This is a genomic window from Paraburkholderia sp. RL17-368-BIF-A (genome assembly GCF_046054045.1).
GTDB lineage: Bacteria > Pseudomonadota > Gammaproteobacteria > Burkholderiales > Burkholderiaceae > Paraburkholderia > Paraburkholderia graminis.
Genome location: NZ_JARESN010000013.1, coordinates 157,953 through 174,984 on the forward strand (window position 1 = coordinate 157,953; position 17,032 = coordinate 174,984).

The following is a 17,032-nucleotide window of genomic DNA, read 5'->3' on the forward strand; positions in this document are numbered from 1 at the left end:
GGCCGTTCGAGCTTGCCCGATTGACTACGCGATCACGCGCCCAGTGCAGGATCGCTCATGCTGCTCTTGCCGGTCTCCACATGGCCCGCGAAACGGCGCGCGAACAGCGGGTCCGTATCGACGGTGATCGACAGATCGTACCAGCCGTGCGCATTGCGAAGATCGAGATACAACTCGTCCGTATCGCCGCCGCGCACCACGCGTTTGATCGCGTGCTTCGGGTCGTACGCATTGACGATCGTGAACTTGCAATGCGCGCTGCCCACGTTTTCAAGGCGCAATTGCAGATTGCCGTTCGCGACGTCATAGCCTTCGAGTACTTCCGGACGAGCGATGTCCGAGCCGTCCCACCAGCTACGCGCAATCGGCCGGCCTGTAAAGCGGCGCAAGAAACCGTTCGGACCATGCACGGTGAAGTCGTAAGTACCGTCCACGTTCAGCGCGAACGCGTCCTGCAAGCGCTTGCCGGCTTCCACGGTGTACGTGCGCGGCGCGTCGGCGCTATTCGCTCGATACACCTGAAAGACCGCGGCCGCGCTGCCCGTATTCACGAAGCGCATGGTCAGCGTTTTTTCCGCACCTTCGCCGTGGACGCGCACAAACATCTCATACGGCAACGCACGGGCAGGGCGCACGCCGGGTTCCTGGCGCGGCACGGCCTGTATCGCCGGCGGCAGCGGCACATAGTCCGGATGGCGGTTCTGATCGGCCGGCACATAAGCGCTCGTGCTCGGCAGGCTCGGGAACGCGTCGTTCGGATTGCTGAAGTTGAACGCCGATGTAAGATCGCCGCACACCGCGCGACGCCACGGCGAAATGTTCGACTCGGCGAGATTGTGCTGCTCGCCAAAGCGCTGTTCGATGAAACGGATCACCGACGTATGGTCGAACACCTGCGAGCACACATAGCCGCCTTTGGACCACGGCGAGACGACGAGCATCGGCACGCGCGGACCGAGACCGTAGGGCGCGGCAACGTTCTTCGCGTCGCCCGGATAAATCTCGTTGACGGTATCGACGGTGGAAAGACCGTCCGCGTTCGAGCTCGGCGCGCATGGCGGCACCATGTGGTCGAAGAAGCCGTCGTTCTCGTCGTAATTGATCAGGAGTACGGTCTTGCTCCACACCTCGGGATTCGACGTGAGAATCTGCAACACCTGGTCGATGTACCACGCGCCGTAATTGGCGGGCCAGTTCGGGTGCTCGGAATAGGCTTCCGGTGCGACGATCCACGAGACTTGCGGCAGCGCGTTGTTCTGTACGTCGCGCTTCAGAACGTCGAAGTAGCCGTCGCCCTTCAATGCGTTGGTGCCCGTGCGCGCGTTGTCGTACAGCGGGTTGCCCGGCTGCGCGTTGCGGTACTGGTTGAAATAGAGCAACGAGTTGTCGCCGTAATTGCCGATGTACGGGTTTTGCGTCCAGCCCCACGAACCTTTGGCGTCGAGTCCCGTGCCGACGTCCTGATAGATCTTCCAGCTAATGCCGGCGTTTTGCAGGACTTCGGGGTAAGTCGACCAGCCGTAGCCGAGCTCCGAATTGTCGATGACCGGTCCGCCGCCCGTGCCGTCGTTGCCCACGCCGCCCGCCCACATGTAGTAGCGGTTCGGGTCGGTCGGGCCCATCAGCGAGCAGTGATACGCGTCGCAGATGGTGAACGCGTCGGCGAGCTGATAGTGAAACGGAATGTCCTCGCGCGTGAGGTAGGCCATCGTCGTCGCGCTTTTGGCGGGCACCCATTGATCGTAGCGGCCGCCGTTCCATGCGGCGTGCGTCGTGTTCCAGTCGTGTGCGAGGTCTTGCAGGAACTGCAGGCCGAGGTTCGGCGCGCTCGGGCGGAACGGCAGCACGTAGCCGGCATCGGCGGCGAGCGGCTGATACCACACCGGCTTGCCGTTTGGCAGATTGACCGCGCGCGTGTCGCCGAAACCGCGCACGCCGCGCAGCGCGCCGAAGTAGTGGTCGAACGAGCGGTTTTCCTGCATCAGCACGACGATATGCTCGACGTCGCGGATCGTGCCCGTCTTGCTGTTCGCGGGAATCGCGAGCGCGTTGCGGATGCCGGCCGGCAACATGCTCAACGCGGTGAACGAGCCTGCGGCCTGCGCGGCCGAACGTAGAAAATCACGGCGGTTTTTTGAAGTCATGGTATGAGCCTGGGTGTCTTCAGTGGGGAGCGCTCCGCGCGGCGCGCAAGCATGAGCCGCGCGTCGCGTGAAACGCGGGACTCAGTCAACAGTATGGATCACGGGTGTGGCAAGCGGCGTCGGCGCGGCGGCGGACAATGCCACGTCGGCGTTTGGTGCGGGTAGTGCTGGGCTTTGAATCGTGACGGCGGCAAGCGCGGGCGATACGGAAGACGGATTCGCCGATAGCACCGGATTGGTGCCGTTATCGGCCGCGTTTGCAGCGGAGCTGGACTTGCTCATGTCGGCCGCGTTCGTGTCGTCGTTGCCGCAGGCGGGGAGCAGCGCGCAAAGCGGCAACGCCGCGAGCGCGATCGCCAAACGTTTGCGATGCAGGGCAATGCACGGCTTCCACAGAAAGGACATGGCGATGTCTCCAGCACGGGGAACGCGCGGGCATCGGTATGCCCAGCTCAGCGATGCAAGGAGAATAGCCGCTTACCTGTGTAACTTTTATGAAGTTTTGGAAATTTGAGGATTTGATGAATATTGGGGATTCGCCGCGGTAACGACTGCTCAGGAACCGCGGCATAACGGCGGCATAACGGCGGCTACTGGTGTTCCGACACGAACGCGGCAATCACGTCGTTCAGCCGATCCGGCGCGTCGCGATGCGGCGAATGCCCGCACGCGTCGAGTCTTGCGAGTTGCGCATGCGGCACGTACTCCTGGATCGTATCGATCTGCGCCATCGTGCCGTAGTTGTCGTCATGGCCTTGCACGGCGAGCAGCGGCTTGTCGATCGGCGCGAGTTGCTCCGCAATCGACCATTGCCGGAAGGCCGGGTTTAGCCAGACATCGTTCCAGCCATAAAAAGCGGAATCGACGTCCGCGTGATAACGCGAGAGCTTGTCGCGCAGATCGGTGGTTTCGTAAAGCACCTTGGTCTGCGCAATGCTTTGCACGGACACGTCTTCCACGAACAGGTGCGGTGCGATGGCCACGGCACCGGCCAGCGCGTTGGGAAAAAGCGCCGCGTACAGCAACGCGATCGAGCCGCCGTCGCTATGGCCGATCACCCACAGGCGTCGGCGTTCGCGCGTGTCGATGTGAAGCGCGTCGAGAAGCGCGGGCAGAACATCGCGCGCCTGGTCGGTCATGAAATGCATCGGCCATTTGACGTGATGCTCTCGCGGTGTCGACCTTCCGTAACCGGGACGCGAATACACGAGCCCACGCATGCCCAGACGCTCGCACAATGTTTGCGGCCAGTCGCGCCACATTGCAATCGAGCCGAGTCCTTCGTGTAGAAACACGGCGATGGGCGCCGCGTTCGCCGCAGCGTTAAGCCAACGATATTCGATGCGCAACGGTCCATGCGACGCGGTAGCAGGCAAGTCGGCGAAGTGACTGGCGGGCGTCTCGACAGCGGGATTCTGCATGTATCACCTTATGATATTTCGCGCAGCTTGAAGCGTTGAATCTTTCCAGTGGCGGTTTTCGGCAAGTCGTCGGCGAACACGATGTCGCGCGGGTACTTATGCGGCGCGAGCCGCTCTTTCACGAAGGCCTTCAACTCGTCCGCCAGTATCTCAGAGGCCGCGAACTCGCGCTTCAAGACGACGAACGCGCGCGTCTTCACGAGGCCGCCGTGATCGACGCCGACCACCGCCGCTTCGAGCACTGCGTCGTGCTGCACGAGCACCATTTCCACTTCGACCGGCGACACGTATTGACCGCTGACTTTCAGCATATCGTCGCTGCGGCCCGCATACACGTAGCAGCCGTTCGGCAGACGACAGTACTTGTCGCCGCTGCGGATCCACTCGCCGAGAAACGTCGCGCGCGATTTTTCACGGTTGCTCCAGTACATCAGCGCCGCGCTCGGTCCTTTGATGTAGAGGTCGCCCACTTCGCCGTCGCCGACCGCATGACCGGTCTCATCGCGCAACTCGACTTCGTAGCCGGGCACCGGGCGCCCCGTCGTGCCGTATTCGACCGCACCCGCGCGATTCGACAGAAAGATATGCAGCATTTCAGTCGAGCCGATGCCGTCGAGAATCTCGCAGCCGAAGTGCTTCGTAAAGCGCTCGCCAATTTCGCGCGGCAACGCTTCGCCCGCCGATGTGCACACGCGCATCGCGACATCGTCGCGTGCGGGCAGATTCGGCGACACGAGCATGCTTGCGTAGAGCGTCGGCACGCCATAGAACACCGTCGGACGATGGCGCGTGAGACGGGCAAAGACGGCGTCGGCGGTAGGGCGCTCGGCCATCAGAATGGCGGTCGCGCCCACCGAAAGCGGAAAGGTCAACGCATTGCCGAGTCCGTATGCAAAGAACAGCTTGGCCGCGGAAAACACCACATCGCTTTCGACAATGCCGAGCACCGGCTTCGCATATAGTTCCGCGGTCCAGTAGAGGTTCGCGTGCGTGTGCACGGTGCCTTTCGGTTTGCCCGTCGAGCCCGATGAATACAGCCAGAAGGCGATGTCGTCGCAACCGGTTGCCGCGGGCTTCGCAGCGGGCGCGGCCGCGTCGATGAGCGCTTCCAACTCAGGCGCTGCCGCAAGCGGCGTGCTGTCGGCCGCGGCCGATGCGCGCGTCGAAACGATGAGCTGGCAGCCGTCGTGCTCGGCGGCCTCCATCGCTTGCGTGACGGTTGCCACGAGCGCGCTTGATGCGATCACCGCGCGCGCATGACTGTGCGTGAGCATGTACACATAATCGGCGGGCGTGAGCAGCGTGTTCGCGACGACCGGCACGACGCCGGCGTACAACGCGCCGAGAAACGCGATCGGCAGTGCAACGCTGTCGAGCATCACCAGCAGCACGCGTTCTTCGGGATGCACGCCGAGATCGCGCAACGCGGTCGCGAAGCGTCGCGCGCGTTCTTCGAGTTCGGCGTAGGTCGTGTTGCCGTTGTCGTCGATATAAGCGGTTTTGGCCGCGCGCGACGCGTTCAGCGCGAACAGATGAGCCGCGAAATTGAAGCGCGCGGGCGGCGGCTCGGCCGTCACGGCGGGCTGGCTCGCAGCCGGTTCGAACAGGGCTTCCATATGTCTCCTCCATCGAGTGGGGGCGGTCCGGCTGTTATGTGCTCATGATCCGCTGAATGCTTGCGTGCGCTAGCTGGTGCGTTGGGTCGGGCTCATTTGCGTGTCATGCTTAAAGATGTTCAGGCCGCAGGCAAATGAGTGATCTGCGAGAGTGCTTCAAGTGCCGTTGCCGACGCCTGAACGGCCGAGCGCCGATGATAAAAACCGAGCGCGCGCAGGCCACCGAGTTCTTCGCCGCCGCCCGCGCGGCCAGGCCCGCCGTGCAGCGACATCGGCATCACATTGCCGTGGCCGGTCTGGCTCTGCTGCACGGAAGGGGATACGGCATGCACGCGCCCATGCGAATCGGCGAGTTCGAGAGCGAGCCTGCCGAGGTGGGCGTCGTCGTTCGAATAGATCGACGCGACGAGCGATCCCTGGCCACGTCGCGCGAGTGCCACTGCATGCGCTTCGGGCAAGCCGGATTCGCCTGCGTTCTGCACAACGCGATACGGCGCGATGCTCGCAACGGGGCCGAACACTTCGAGGTCATGCAACAGCGTCGCGTTATCCGGATCGTTGACGACGAACAGATGCGGCGCGATGCAAGCCGCGATAGTTGCATCGGCATCGATAAGCGGCGTCGACGAACCGTCATACGCGAGCATGGCTTCCTCGCGCAAAGCGGCGATGCCGGCCAGCACGTTCTCGTATTGCGCGCGGCTCACGAGCGAGCCCATGCGCACGGCGTCGTTGCGCGGATTGCCGACGGCCACTTTGGCGAGCTTCGCCTTTAGCGCATCGACCACCGCTTCGAGCATGTTCTCCGGTACGAACGCGCGCCGGATCGCCGTGCATTTTTGCCCGGATTTCACGGTCATTTCACGCGCGACTTCGTTGATGAAAAGCTGAAACACGGGCGTGTCGGGTGCCGCATCCGCGCAGAGAATCGCGCTGTTCAAACTGTCCGCTTCGACGTTAAGCCGCGCGCCGCGCGCGACAAAAGCCGGATGCGCGCGCAACGTGGCGGCCGTTTCAGCCGAGCCGGTGAACGACACGACATCGAATGCCTGAATCTGATCGAGCAGCCCAGCCGAGCCGCCGCAAATCACCGAGAGCGCGCCGCGCGGCAGAATGCCTGCGTCCACGACATCGGCGACCATGCGTTGCGTGAGCCACGCCGTCGCGGTCGCGGGCTTGACGATGACGGGCACGCCCGACAGCAGCGCGGGCGCCGCTTTTTCCCACAAGCCCCACGACGGAAAATTGAACGCGTTGATAAAAAGCGCGACGCCGCGTGCGGGCGTCAACACATGCTGCGCGCTGAACGACTGATCCTTGCTCAGCGCGCTTGCGTTGCCGTCGCGCAGCGCATGCACGTCGCCGAGCGACGCGCCGAGCTTCGCGTAATACGACAGCGTGAAAATGCCTCCGTCGATATCGACCGCCGAATCGTTGCGCGTCGTGCCCGAGTTTGCGATTGCGATCGCGTAGTAGTCGTCGCGCTTCGCCTGCAGCAGCTTGACGATTTCGGCGAGGCGCGCGGCGCGTTGCGCATAGGTCAGCGCGCGCAGCGCGGCGCCGGCCTCATCGCGGGCAAAGCGGAATGCGTGCGCGAGATCGAGACCTTCGCTCGAGACGCGCACCAGCGCTTCGCCCGTCACCGGGTCGCTTAGCGTCACGCCTTCGCCGGCGCCGGCAACCCATTCGCCCGCGACATGGTTCTTCAATAGTTCGGTCATGGCAGCACTCACGCGGCGGTAAATTCGATTGCGCCTTGCGGCAGGAGATAAAGCACGAGCGCTTCGCCGTTCGCCACCGTCGGCCGATGTGCGGAACCCGGTTCGTAGACGCACCAGCCCGCAGGGTGGCCGTCGAAAGTCGCGCCTTCGGTGAGCGGCATGATCAGGTCGATCTCGCCGTGCGGATGAACGTGATGCGGACCGGCAATGTCTTTCATGTCGACGACGTCGACGGAAAAGCCGTGCGTGTCGGGCAGCGCCTTAAAGATGCGGCCGTAGCGAATGCCGCCGCCTTCGCGGTTGCAGAGCCAACCTTCGGCGACGCCGGCGCGGCAGGCGTCGGCGAGATCGCGAAACGTCTGACTGTCCGCGGGATACGTGACGTTGAGCCACGCGGCGAGGTCGGCGTTTAGCGGCCGGCCGGCCAGTTGCGCCGTGACCTGCGCGATAAGCCGCTGGAAATCGGATGGGGACATGCGAGCCTCCGGACTGTGCGCACGCACGTTAATGCATGTGACGCGCTGCGCGGTCTCCGTGACGCCGCGCGAAAAATCGCGGCAATCTTTGTAAGTGGATCAATGTTCGGCGAAAATTAACCGTTCACGAGGTGTGTGTCAAGCACTATAGTACATGTAACGTGGTTTGGAGGTATAAAAACATGAACCGGAATTACACTGAGTTGCCGCCGGACGCGCGTCCACGCGATGCCGCCGACGACGAAGCGGGCCGCCCGGAGCGCGCCGAGCGCGGCGGCGAACGCGAGGAGCGCGACCCATTCCTCACCGCGATGGGCGAACGCGTGCGTCTATTACGTGCAAGGCGCGGCATGACCCGCAAGACGCTGGCCGCCGAAACGGGCTTGTCCGAGCGGCATCTCGCCAATCTCGAGTCGGGCGTCGGCAATGCGTCGGTGCTGGTGCTGCGGCAGATTGCGGCGACGCTGAACTGTCCGCTCGCCGAAGTGATCGGGGATGAAACCACGGCGTCGGCGGAATGGCTGCTGATTCGCGAACTGCTGCACGGGCGCGACCAGGCCGCGTTGCAGCGCGCCCGCATTGCGCTCGCCGAGATGTTCGCGCAGGCGCCGCGCGACCCGCATCGCAAGGACAGGATCGCGCTGATCGGGCTGCGCGGCGCCGGCAAATCGACGCTCGGCCGGATGCTCGCGCAGGAGCGCAAGGTGCCGTTCGTGGAGCTGACGCGGGTCATCGAGCAGCTCGCCGGATGCCCGCCCGCGGAGATTCATTCGCTATACGGAGCGAGCGCTTACCGGCGCTACGAACACCGCGCGCTGGAGGCGGTGATCCAGGAACACGAGCGTGCGGTGATCGCGTCGCCGGGCGGACTCGTGTCGGAGTCCGGCACGTTCAACGCGCTCTTGTCGCACTGCTTTACGGTGTGGCTGCAAGCCACGCCGGAGGAGCATATGCGCCGGGTCGTCGCGCAGGGCGATTTGCGGCCCATGTCCGGCAACAAGGAGGCGATGGACGACCTGAAGCGCATTCTCACGGGGCGCAGCGAGCTGTACGGCCGGGCGGACATGACCTTCGACACGAGCGAGAAGACCTTGGCCGACGCCTATCTGCAACTGCGCGACCGGCTGGCCGCGAGGCTCGCCGCCGAAGCGCCGGACGAAGCACCAGCCGGTTGACGACTGCATTCGGCTTCGGGGTTTACTCGCAGATATGCACTAAAGTGCTTTACATGGGTGTGACGATGCACTATTGTTCGATCAACAACTCGCATCGTCCAGTCAGGAGACGCCCATGTCCACAGCAGAAACCGCCATCGCGCCGGTCGACTACCGCACCGATCCCTCGCAATACAAGCATTGGAAGCTGAGCTTCAACGGCCCGGTGGCGACACTCGCTATCGACATCGCGGAAGACGGCGGCATTCGCGACGGCTACAAGCTGAAGCTGAATTCGTACGACCTTGGCGTCGACATCGAACTGCACGACGCCATCCAGCGCATCCGTTTCGAGCATCCGGAAGTCAAGACCGTCGTGTTGACGAGCCTGAAGGATCGCGTGTTCTGCTCGGGCGCGAACATCTTCATGCTCGGTCTTTCGTCGCATGCATGGAAGGTCAACTTCTGCAAGTTCACGAACGAAACGCGTAACGGTCTCGAAGACTCGTCGCGCCACTCGGGGCTCAAGTTTCTTGCCGCGGTGAACGGCGCGTGCGCGGGCGGCGGTTACGAACTCGCGCTTGCCTGCGACGAAATCTATCTGGTCGACGACCGCTCGTCGTCGGTGTCGCTGCCGGAAGTGCCGCTGCTCGGCGTGCTTCCCGGCACCGGCGGACTCACGCGTGTCACGGACAAGCGCCGCGTGCGCCACGATCGCGCCGACATCTTTTGCACGGTGGTCGAAGGCATTCGCGGCGAGCGCGCGAAGGCATGGCGTCTCGTCGATGAAGTCGTGAAGCCGAATCAGTTCGACGCGGCCATTCAGGCCCGCGCGCTCGAACTTGCCGCGCAAAGCGATCGTCCTTCCGACGCGCCGGGCGTGAAGCTGACGCGCATCGAGCGCACGGATCGCGAAGACGGTCTGACCTATCAAATGCTCGACGTGACGATCGACCGCGCGAAACGTATCGCGACATTCACCGCGAAAGCGCCGCAAACGCAGCAGCCCACAACGACTGACGCGATTGTCGCCGCGGGCGCGAACTGGTGGCCGCTGCAATTCGCACGCGAACTCGACGACGCGATTCTGTCGATGCGCACCAACGAACTCGAAGTCGGCACGTGGGTGTTCCGCACCGAAGGCGACGCGCGCAATCTGCTCGCCGTGGATGCCGTACTGCTGCAACACAAGGATCACTGGTTCGTGCGCGAGACGATTGGCCTGTTGCGCCGCACACTCGCGCGAATCGACGTGTTGTCGCGGTCGCTCTTCGCGTTGATCGAGCCGGGCTCGTGCTTCGCCGGCACGTTCGCGGAACTCGCGTTCGCCGCGGACCGTTCGTACATGGCCGCGCTGCCCAGCAACGAAGACGAGGAGCCGGCCATCACGCTGTCGGAAGTCAACTTCGGTCTCTATCCGATGGTCACGCATCAGTCGCGACTCGCACGTCGATTTTATGAGGAAGCCGAACCAATCGACGCGGTGCGCTCGCTGATCGGTCAGCCGATCAAGCCGGTCGAAGCGGAACGTCTCGGTCTTGTCACGGCGGCGCCGGACGACATCGACTGGGCCGACGAAATCCGCATTGCGCTGGAGGAACGCGCGGCGATGTCGCCGGACGCGCTGACGGGACTCGAAGCGAATCTGCGTTTCAACGGACCCGAAACGATGGAGACGCGTATCTTCGGCCGCCTCACCGCATGGCAGAACTGGATCTTCAACCGGCCGAACGCTGTGGGCGAGAAGGGCGCGCTCAAGGTGTACGGCAAGGGCAGCAAGGCGCAATTCGACGTCTCGCGCGTTTGACGCATCGACGCGGACCTCTCACCTTCAGCATCGCAAGGAACCGACCATGTCAACGATCAACTACAGCGAAAAGATTCCGAACAACGTCAACCTCGCCGACGACCGCGCGCTGCAACGCGCGCTCGAACAGTGGCAACCGAACTTCCTGGCGTGGTGGGGCGACATGGGCCCGGAAGGCTCGCACGGCTACGACGTGTATCTGCGCACCGCAGTGAGCGTGGACGCGGGCGGCTGGGCGCATTTCGATCACGTGAAGATGCCGGACTACCGCTGGGGCATCTTCCTGACACCGGGCGACCAGGACCGCAAGATTCATTTCGGCGAGCACAAGGGCGAGGCCGCGTGGCAGGACGTGCCCGGCGAGCATCGCGCGAATCTGCGGCGCATTATCGTGACGCAAGGCGATACGGAGCCCGCTTCCGTCGAGCAGCAACGGCACCTCGGCCTGACCGCGCCTTCCATGTACGACTTGCGGAACCTCTTTCAGGTCAACGTGGAAGAAGGGCGGCACCTGTGGGCGATGGTGTATCTGCTGCATCGCTACTTCGGCCGCGACGGTCGTGAGGAAACCGAAGCATTGCTCGGCCGCCGTTCGGGCGACGAGGACAATCCCCGCATTCTGGGCGCGTTCAACGAAAAAACGCCGGACTGGCTCGCGTTCTACATGTTCACGTATTTCACCGACCGCGACGGCAAGTTCCAGCTTTCCGCGCTCGCGGAATCGGGCTTCGATCCGCTCGCGCGCACCACGAAGTTCATGCTGACCGAAGAAGCGCATCATATGTTCGTCGGCGAATCGGGCGTGTCTCGCGTGATTCAGCGCACCGCGCAGGTGATGAACGAACTCGGCACCGACGACGTCGCAAAGATCCGCGCTGCGGGCGTGATCGATCTGCCGACCATTCAGCGCTATCTGAACTTCCATTACTCGGTGACGATCGACCTGTTCGGCGCGGATCATTCGTCGAACGCGGCCACGTTCTACAGTTCGGGCCTCAAGGGCCGCTATGAGGAAGGCAAGCGCGACGACGATCATCAATTGAACGGGCAGAGCTACAAACTGCTTGACGTGCAGGACGGCAAACTGGTCGAACGCGAAGTGCCGATGCTCAATGCAATGAACGAAGTGCTGCGCGACGATTACATCAAGGATTCCGTGGCGGGCGTGGCGCGCTGGAACAAGGTGCTTGAAAAGGCCGGCATCGACTTTCGCATGACCGTGCCGCACAAGGCGTTCAACCGGCAGATCGGCACCTTTTCCGGCACGCGCGTGTCGCCCGACGGCCGCGTGGTCAGCGAGACGGAGTGGGCTGCGAACGAAGCAAAGTGGCTCGCCACGCCGGAAGATCGCGCGTTCGTTGCTTCGCTGATGGGGCGCGTGGTGGAGCCCGGCAAGTTCGCGAACTGGATTGCGCCGCCCGCGATGGGCGTGAACCGTCAGCCGGTCGATTTCGAGTACGTGCGCTTTAACTGAACGGACGCAAAGTAACGCGAAGTACGCGACGTAGGCGAAGCAAGAAACGCGCGGCGCGCCCGTGCAGCACTACATGGTGGAGGAAGTCATGAACGGCCCAGTGTCGATCGAGGTTCTCAGGCAGCATCTGATCGATCCGGAAATCTGCATTCGCTGCAACACCTGCGAAGAGACCTGTCCGATCGACGCGATCACGCACGACGACAACAACTACGTCGTGAAGGCGGATGTCTGCAACGGCTGCATGGCTTGCGTGCCGCCGTGTCCGACAGGCGCGATCGACAACTGGCGCACCGTGCTGAAGGCCGACGCGTATCCGATCGAAGAGCAATTCACGTGGGACGTATTGCCCGAGCAGAACACGATGGCGGTGCCTGCCGCCGACGAATCGCCCACCGCGGGCACGGCTAACGATGCCGCGGCAGACGCAAGCGGCATCGAAGTGGATACCGTGCGCGGCTCGGTCGTGCCGCCGTGGTCCGCTGCGAAGCCGTACGTGAATCTCTACACGCACAAAGCGCCGACCACCGCGACCGTGGTCGGCAATTACCGGCTCACGGACGCATCGACGGAAAGCGACATCCATCACATTGTGCTGGATTTCGGATCGATGCCGTTTCCTGTGCTCGAAGGCCAGTCGATCGGCGTGCTGCCGCCCGGCGCGACCGCTGACGGCCGTCCGCATCACGCGCGCCAGTATTCGATTGCGAGTCCGCGCGACGGCGAGCGGCCCGGCTACAACAACGTTTCGCTGACCGTGAAGCGCGTCTCGCAACAGCATGGCGATTCGATCGACGGCGTCTGCTCGAACTATCTGTGCGACCTGAAAAAGGGCGACGCGGTGACGGTAATCGGTCCGTTCGGCGGCACCTTCCTGATGCCGAACCATCCGAACTCGCATCTGCTGATGATCTGCACGGGCACCGGCTCGGCACCGATGCGCGCGATGACCGAGTACCGCCGGCGCCGTCGCCTGAAGGGCGCGACCGGCAAACTGATGCTGTTCTTTGGCGCGCGAACCAAGGAGGAATTGCCTTACTTCGGGCCGCTAACTAATTTGCCGAAGGACTTTATCGACACCAATCTGGCGTTTTCGCGCACGCCGGGTCAGCCGAAGCGCTATGTGCAGGACGCCATGCGTGAGCGTGCGGTCGACGTCGCGCATCTGCTGAAGGACGACAACACGCATGTCTATGTGTGCGGCCTGAAGGGCATGGAAGACGGCGTGCTGCAAGCGCTCAAGGAGATTGGCGAGCAGCATCAGATGGATTGGGACGCGCTGTGGGCGAGGCTCAAAAAAGAAGGGCGCCTGCATCTGGAAACGTATTGATTCAGGCCAGCCAAAGAAAAGCCCTATCTTGAAGGGTCCGCACCTTCGTCGCGCTGTGCGGGCGACACCGCGCCGCACGCGCGAATCACGAGTTGCACGACTTCTTCGGTCGTCGCCTCGAATGACTTCTTCGTCAACGCGCGCTTGCCTTTGAGCGCGCGAATCTGCGCGTCGAAATCGGCGTAGTGCTGCGTGGTCGCCCAGATCATGTACATCAGCGTGCGCGCATCGACGGGCGCCAGCAGTCCTCGCGCAATCCAGTCGTCGATCACCTTCACGCGCGTATCGAGCCACGGCTTGACTCGCTCAGTGAGGATGTCTTCCATGTGCTCCGCGCCGTGGATGATCTCGCTCGCCCACACTTTGGAGCCGAGCGGACGCCGGCGCGACAGTTCCATTTTCGCGCGCACGTATCCGCCGATTGCATCGACGGGGTCGTCGCTGCATTCGAATGTATCGGCCGCGCGATGCCAGTCTTCGAACAGGTCTTCGAGCACTCGCCGGTAGAGCGCGAGCTTGGTCGGAAAGTAGTAATGCACGTTGGCTTTCGGTAAGCCTGCGCGCTCGGCGATCATCGCGGTGCTCGCGCCATCGAGTCCGCGCTCGGCGAAAACCGCCTCCGCACACGCCAGAAGATGCGCTTCATTCGACTCACGAATGTGCGCCTTGCGCCGCCGCAAAGGCGCGCGTGTTTCGTCGTTTTGCGTGATACCCGCAGCCACGTCGTCGTCTCTCATGTTTGCCTTCGGCGGCATGCGTGCCGCGCCGCGCTTCATTCTAGTCGCTCGACGCCGCGCTCACACGCGTATTTGTCACGCGATGCCTCTTCGTGCTGCAACGCAATGGCACGCTTCTCGCTCTGTTTGTCTCTGTGCAAAAGGCATTGATTTGGCGATGTTAATCGTCTACAACCTGTCCAACTGGACAGGATTGAACGAGCGGGGCGCGCCTCAGGGTTTGCCCTTGTTCCCGGAGCCAAAGGGCGTATCGAATTTTGCACCGCGACCGTGCGGACACGCCCCATAAAGGCCAACAAATCCGCCGCCGATGCACCAGTTTCATGTCGGTTCACCGAAAGGAGCGAGACGAATGAACGCGGTTACTGAAGCGCTGAAGGGCGCCCCGAAGGCCACTGTCGCCGCGAACGCGGAACAGGTCACGTCGATAAAGGTCGATGGCAAACGTCTATGGGACAGCCTGATGACGATGGCGAAAATCGGCGCAACGCCCAAAGGCGGCGTATGCCGTCTTGCGCTGACCGATCTCGACAAGGAAGGGCGCGACCTGATAGTTAGCTGGGCGAAACAAGCGGGCTGCTCGGTCAGCGTCGATCAGATGGGCAACGTCTTCATGCGCCGCGCCGGGCGCAATCCGGACGCGCTGCCGGTCATGACCGGCTCGCATGCCGATTCGCAGCCGACGGGCGGACGCTTCGACGGCATCTACGGCGTGCTTGGCGGTCTCGAAGTGATTCGTAGCTTGAACGATCACGGCATCGAGACCGAACATCCTGTCGAAGTCGTGATCTGGACCAACGAGGAAGGCTCGCGTTTCGCGCCGGCGATGGTGGCGTCGGGCGTGTTTGCGGGCGTGTTCCCGCTCGAGTACGGTCTGTCGCGCAAGGACGTGGACGGCAAGACGATCGGCGAGGAGTTGCAGCGTATCGGCTATGCCGGCGATGTGCCGTGCGGCGGACGTCAGTTGCATGCGGCGTTCGAATTGCATATCGAGCAGGGGCCCATTCTCGAAGCCGAGCAGAAAACCATAGGCGTCGTGACGGACGCGCAAGGCCAGCGCTGGTATGAAATCACGCTGACCGGGCAGGAAGCGCATGCGGGTCCGACGCCGATGCCGCGGCGGCGCGATGCGTTGCTGGGCGCGTCGCGCGTCGTCGATCTCGTCAATCGCATTGGGCTCGACAACGCGCCGCTCGCGTGCGCGACGGTCGGCATGATGCAGGTGCATCCGAACTCGCGCAACGTCATTCCAGGCCGCGTGTTCTTTACCGTCGACTTCCGTCATCCCGAAGACGCGGTGCTTGCAAAAATGGATGCCGCGTTGCGCGAAGGCGTCGCGCGAATTGCGAGCGGCATTGGCCTCGAAACAGAACTTGAGCAGATCTTTTATTACGCGCCGGTCGCCTTCGACGAAGCCTGCGTGAAGTCCGTGCGCGCGGCGGCCGAGCGCTTTGGTTATTCGCATCGCGACATGGTGTCCGGCGCGGGCCACGACGCCTGTTATCTCGCGCAGGTCGCGCCGACTTCGATGGTGTTCGTGCCGTGCGTCGACGGCATCAGCCACAACGAAATCGAGGACGCCACCTTCGAATGGATCGAGGCGGGCGCGAATGTGTTGCTGCACGCGATGGTGGAGCGCGCATGCGAGCCGGTTTCGTAGCGCGTCGGAATTTGCTTTAGCTGCTTTACCGCAGTGCCAGACAAAACACGCCGTGCGGGCTTCGCTCATGCGAGTGCCGACAGATGCGGCTGCGTCCTCACATCGACAGAAGGAACGTGTATGGCCATCAAGCAAACCGGCGACATCGCCGCGCGGCGCCTGTCGCCCGAACAGCTCTCCTGCGAGTTCTCCGACATTGCGCCGTTGCTCGACGCGAGTGCCGCCGCGGCTGCTGCGAGCCGCTGTCACTACTGCTATGACGCGCCATGCGTGAACGCGTGTCCGACGCAGATCGACATTCCCGGCTTCATCCGCAAGATCGGCAACGGCAATCTGAAGGGCGCAGCCGTGGATATTCTGTCGGCCAATCCATTAGGCGGCATGTGTGCGCGCGTATGCCCAACCGAGATTCTTTGCGAAGGCGCTTGCGTGCGCAACCATCAGGACGCGAAGCCCGTGGCGATCGGCGCGCTGCAACGTCATGCAACCGACTGGGCGATGGCGCGCGGCGAAGCACTCTTCACGCGCGCACCGGAGACCGGCCGGCATGTTGCGGTGATCGGCGCGGGCCCGGCGGGACTCGCATGCGCGCATCGCCTCGCGCTCGCCGGCCACAACGTGACGATCTACGACGCGCACGAAAAGGCCGGCGGCCTCAACGAATACGGCATTGCGGCGTATAAGACCGTCGACGATTTCGCGCAGCGCGAGGTCGAGTGGCTGTGCTCGGTGGGCGGCATCGAGATCAGGCACGGTGTGGCGCTCGGCCGCGACGTGCAACTCGATGCACTGCGCAATCAATACGATGCGGTGTTCCTCGCGATCGGTCTCACCGGCGTTCGCGCGCTCGCGATGGCGGGCGAGGACCTGAGCGGCGTGATGAACGCCGTCGACTTTATCGAAGCGCTTCGCAGCGCGCGCGACTTCGGCACGGTGCCGGTCGGCCGCCGCGTCGTCGTGATCGGCGGGGGCAATACGGCGGTGGATGCCGCCGTGCAAAGCCGCAAGCTCGGCGCGGCCTCGGTGACGATGGTGTATCGGCGCGGCGTCGAATCGATGAGCGCGACGTGGGCCGAACGCGACTTCGCGCAGACCAACGGCGTGACGCTCATCACGCATGCAACGCCGCTGCGTTTGATCGGCGAGAACGGTGTGGTGACCGGCGTCGAGTTCGAACGAAGCTTCAACACCGGCGACGCGGAGCGCTTCGTGATCGAGGCCGACATGGTGCTGAAGGCAATTGGTCAGACGCTCGTGCCCGCAGGCATAGCACGCGAACTGCTGACGCTCGACGGCGGCCGCATTGCCGTCGATGCAAACGGCCAGACCTCGCTCGCGGGCGTGTGGGCCGGCGGCGATTGCGCGGCGACGGGCGGCATCGATCTGACGGTGCAAGCCGTGCAGGACGGCAAGCTCGCCGCCGAAGCCATACACGCTCAATTCGCGCGCGCCGACATCAAGGCCGCCTAGCGCGCATTGTCGCTAGCAACGA

The 17,032-nt window shown here is 63.4% G+C and carries 13 protein-coding genes; 6 read left to right on the forward strand and 7 right to left on the reverse strand.

The features are described from left to right. Positions 1-32: 32 nt before the first annotated feature. From P0D87_RS22345 to P0D87_RS22370, 6 genes are all read right to left on the reverse strand, one after another. Positions 33-2,144 carry a phosphocholine-specific phospholipase C gene (locus P0D87_RS22345; protein ID WP_053858493.1) on the reverse strand — a complete coding sequence of 704 codons (2,112 nt, stop codon included), beginning with the start codon at positions 2,142-2,144 and terminating at the stop codon, positions 33-35. A gap of 81 nt (positions 2,145-2,225) precedes the next feature. After that, entirely contained in the window at positions 2,226-2,549 is a 324-nt protein-coding gene (locus tag P0D87_RS22350; protein WP_053858492.1) for a hypothetical protein, read from the reverse strand. A gap of 185 nt (positions 2,550-2,734) precedes the next feature. Next, positions 2,735-3,565 (reverse strand): alpha/beta fold hydrolase, encoded by an 831-nt coding sequence (locus P0D87_RS22355; RefSeq protein WP_053858491.1) that lies wholly within the window; start codon positions 3,563-3,565, stop codon positions 2,735-2,737. An 8-nt stretch (positions 3,566-3,573) separates the two neighbouring features. After that, the gene (locus P0D87_RS22360; RefSeq protein WP_006052520.1) at positions 3,574-5,181 is read right to left on the reverse strand and encodes a benzoate-CoA ligase family protein; all 1,608 of its coding nucleotides are present in this window, start codon (positions 5,179-5,181) and stop codon (positions 3,574-3,576) included. Between the two features lie 119 nt (positions 5,182-5,300). Beyond that, entirely contained in the window at positions 5,301-6,902 is a 1,602-nt protein-coding gene (locus P0D87_RS22365) for a 3,4-dehydroadipyl-CoA semialdehyde dehydrogenase (protein WP_053858490.1), read from the reverse strand. Positions 6,903-6,910: 8 nt separating this feature from the next. Further along, complete coding sequence (locus tag P0D87_RS22370; protein ID WP_053858489.1) at positions 6,911-7,378, reverse strand: DUF4863 family protein; 468 nt, start codon at positions 7,376-7,378, stop codon at positions 6,911-6,913. A gap of 182 nt (positions 7,379-7,560) precedes the next feature. Here P0D87_RS22370 and P0D87_RS22375 point away from each other — a divergent pair, with 182 nt between their 5' ends. From P0D87_RS22375 to boxA, 4 genes are all read left to right on the forward strand, one after another. After that, complete coding sequence (locus tag P0D87_RS22375) at positions 7,561-8,553, forward strand: helix-turn-helix transcriptional regulator (protein ID WP_006052523.1); 993 nt, start codon at positions 7,561-7,563, stop codon at positions 8,551-8,553. 115 nt (positions 8,554-8,668) lie between these two features. Continuing rightward, complete coding sequence (boxC, locus tag P0D87_RS22380) at positions 8,669-10,339, forward strand: 2,3-epoxybenzoyl-CoA dihydrolase (protein WP_053858488.1); 1,671 nt, start codon at positions 8,669-8,671, stop codon at positions 10,337-10,339. Positions 10,340-10,385: 46 nt separating this feature from the next. Beyond that, on the forward strand, positions 10,386-11,813 hold the full coding sequence (gene boxB / locus P0D87_RS22385) for a benzoyl-CoA 2,3-epoxidase subunit BoxB (protein ID WP_408637037.1): 1,428 nt from the start codon (positions 10,386-10,388) through the stop codon (positions 11,811-11,813). 88 nt (positions 11,814-11,901) lie between these two features. Next, positions 11,902-13,143: a benzoyl-CoA 2,3-epoxidase subunit BoxA gene (boxA, locus tag P0D87_RS22390; protein WP_006052526.1), complete on the forward strand. Its 1,242-nt coding sequence runs from the start codon at positions 11,902-11,904 to the stop codon at positions 13,141-13,143. Positions 13,144-13,166: 23 nt separating this feature from the next. Here boxA and P0D87_RS22395 read toward each other — a convergent pair whose 3' ends face one another. Then, the gene (locus P0D87_RS22395; protein ID WP_044021962.1) at positions 13,167-13,880 is read right to left on the reverse strand and encodes a TetR/AcrR family transcriptional regulator; all 714 of its coding nucleotides are present in this window, start codon (positions 13,878-13,880) and stop codon (positions 13,167-13,169) included. A gap of 352 nt (positions 13,881-14,232) precedes the next feature. On the opposite strand from P0D87_RS22395, the gene P0D87_RS22400 reads away from it, so the two are divergent. Both P0D87_RS22400 and P0D87_RS22405 read left to right on the forward strand, forming a co-directional pair. Beyond that, on the forward strand, positions 14,233-15,540 hold the full coding sequence (locus P0D87_RS22400; RefSeq protein WP_053858486.1) for a Zn-dependent hydrolase: 1,308 nt from the start codon (positions 14,233-14,235) through the stop codon (positions 15,538-15,540). Between the two features lie 120 nt (positions 15,541-15,660). Then, positions 15,661-17,010: an NAD(P)-dependent oxidoreductase gene (locus tag P0D87_RS22405; RefSeq protein WP_053858485.1), complete on the forward strand. Its 1,350-nt coding sequence runs from the start codon at positions 15,661-15,663 to the stop codon at positions 17,008-17,010. Positions 17,011-17,032 lie beyond the last annotated feature (22 nt).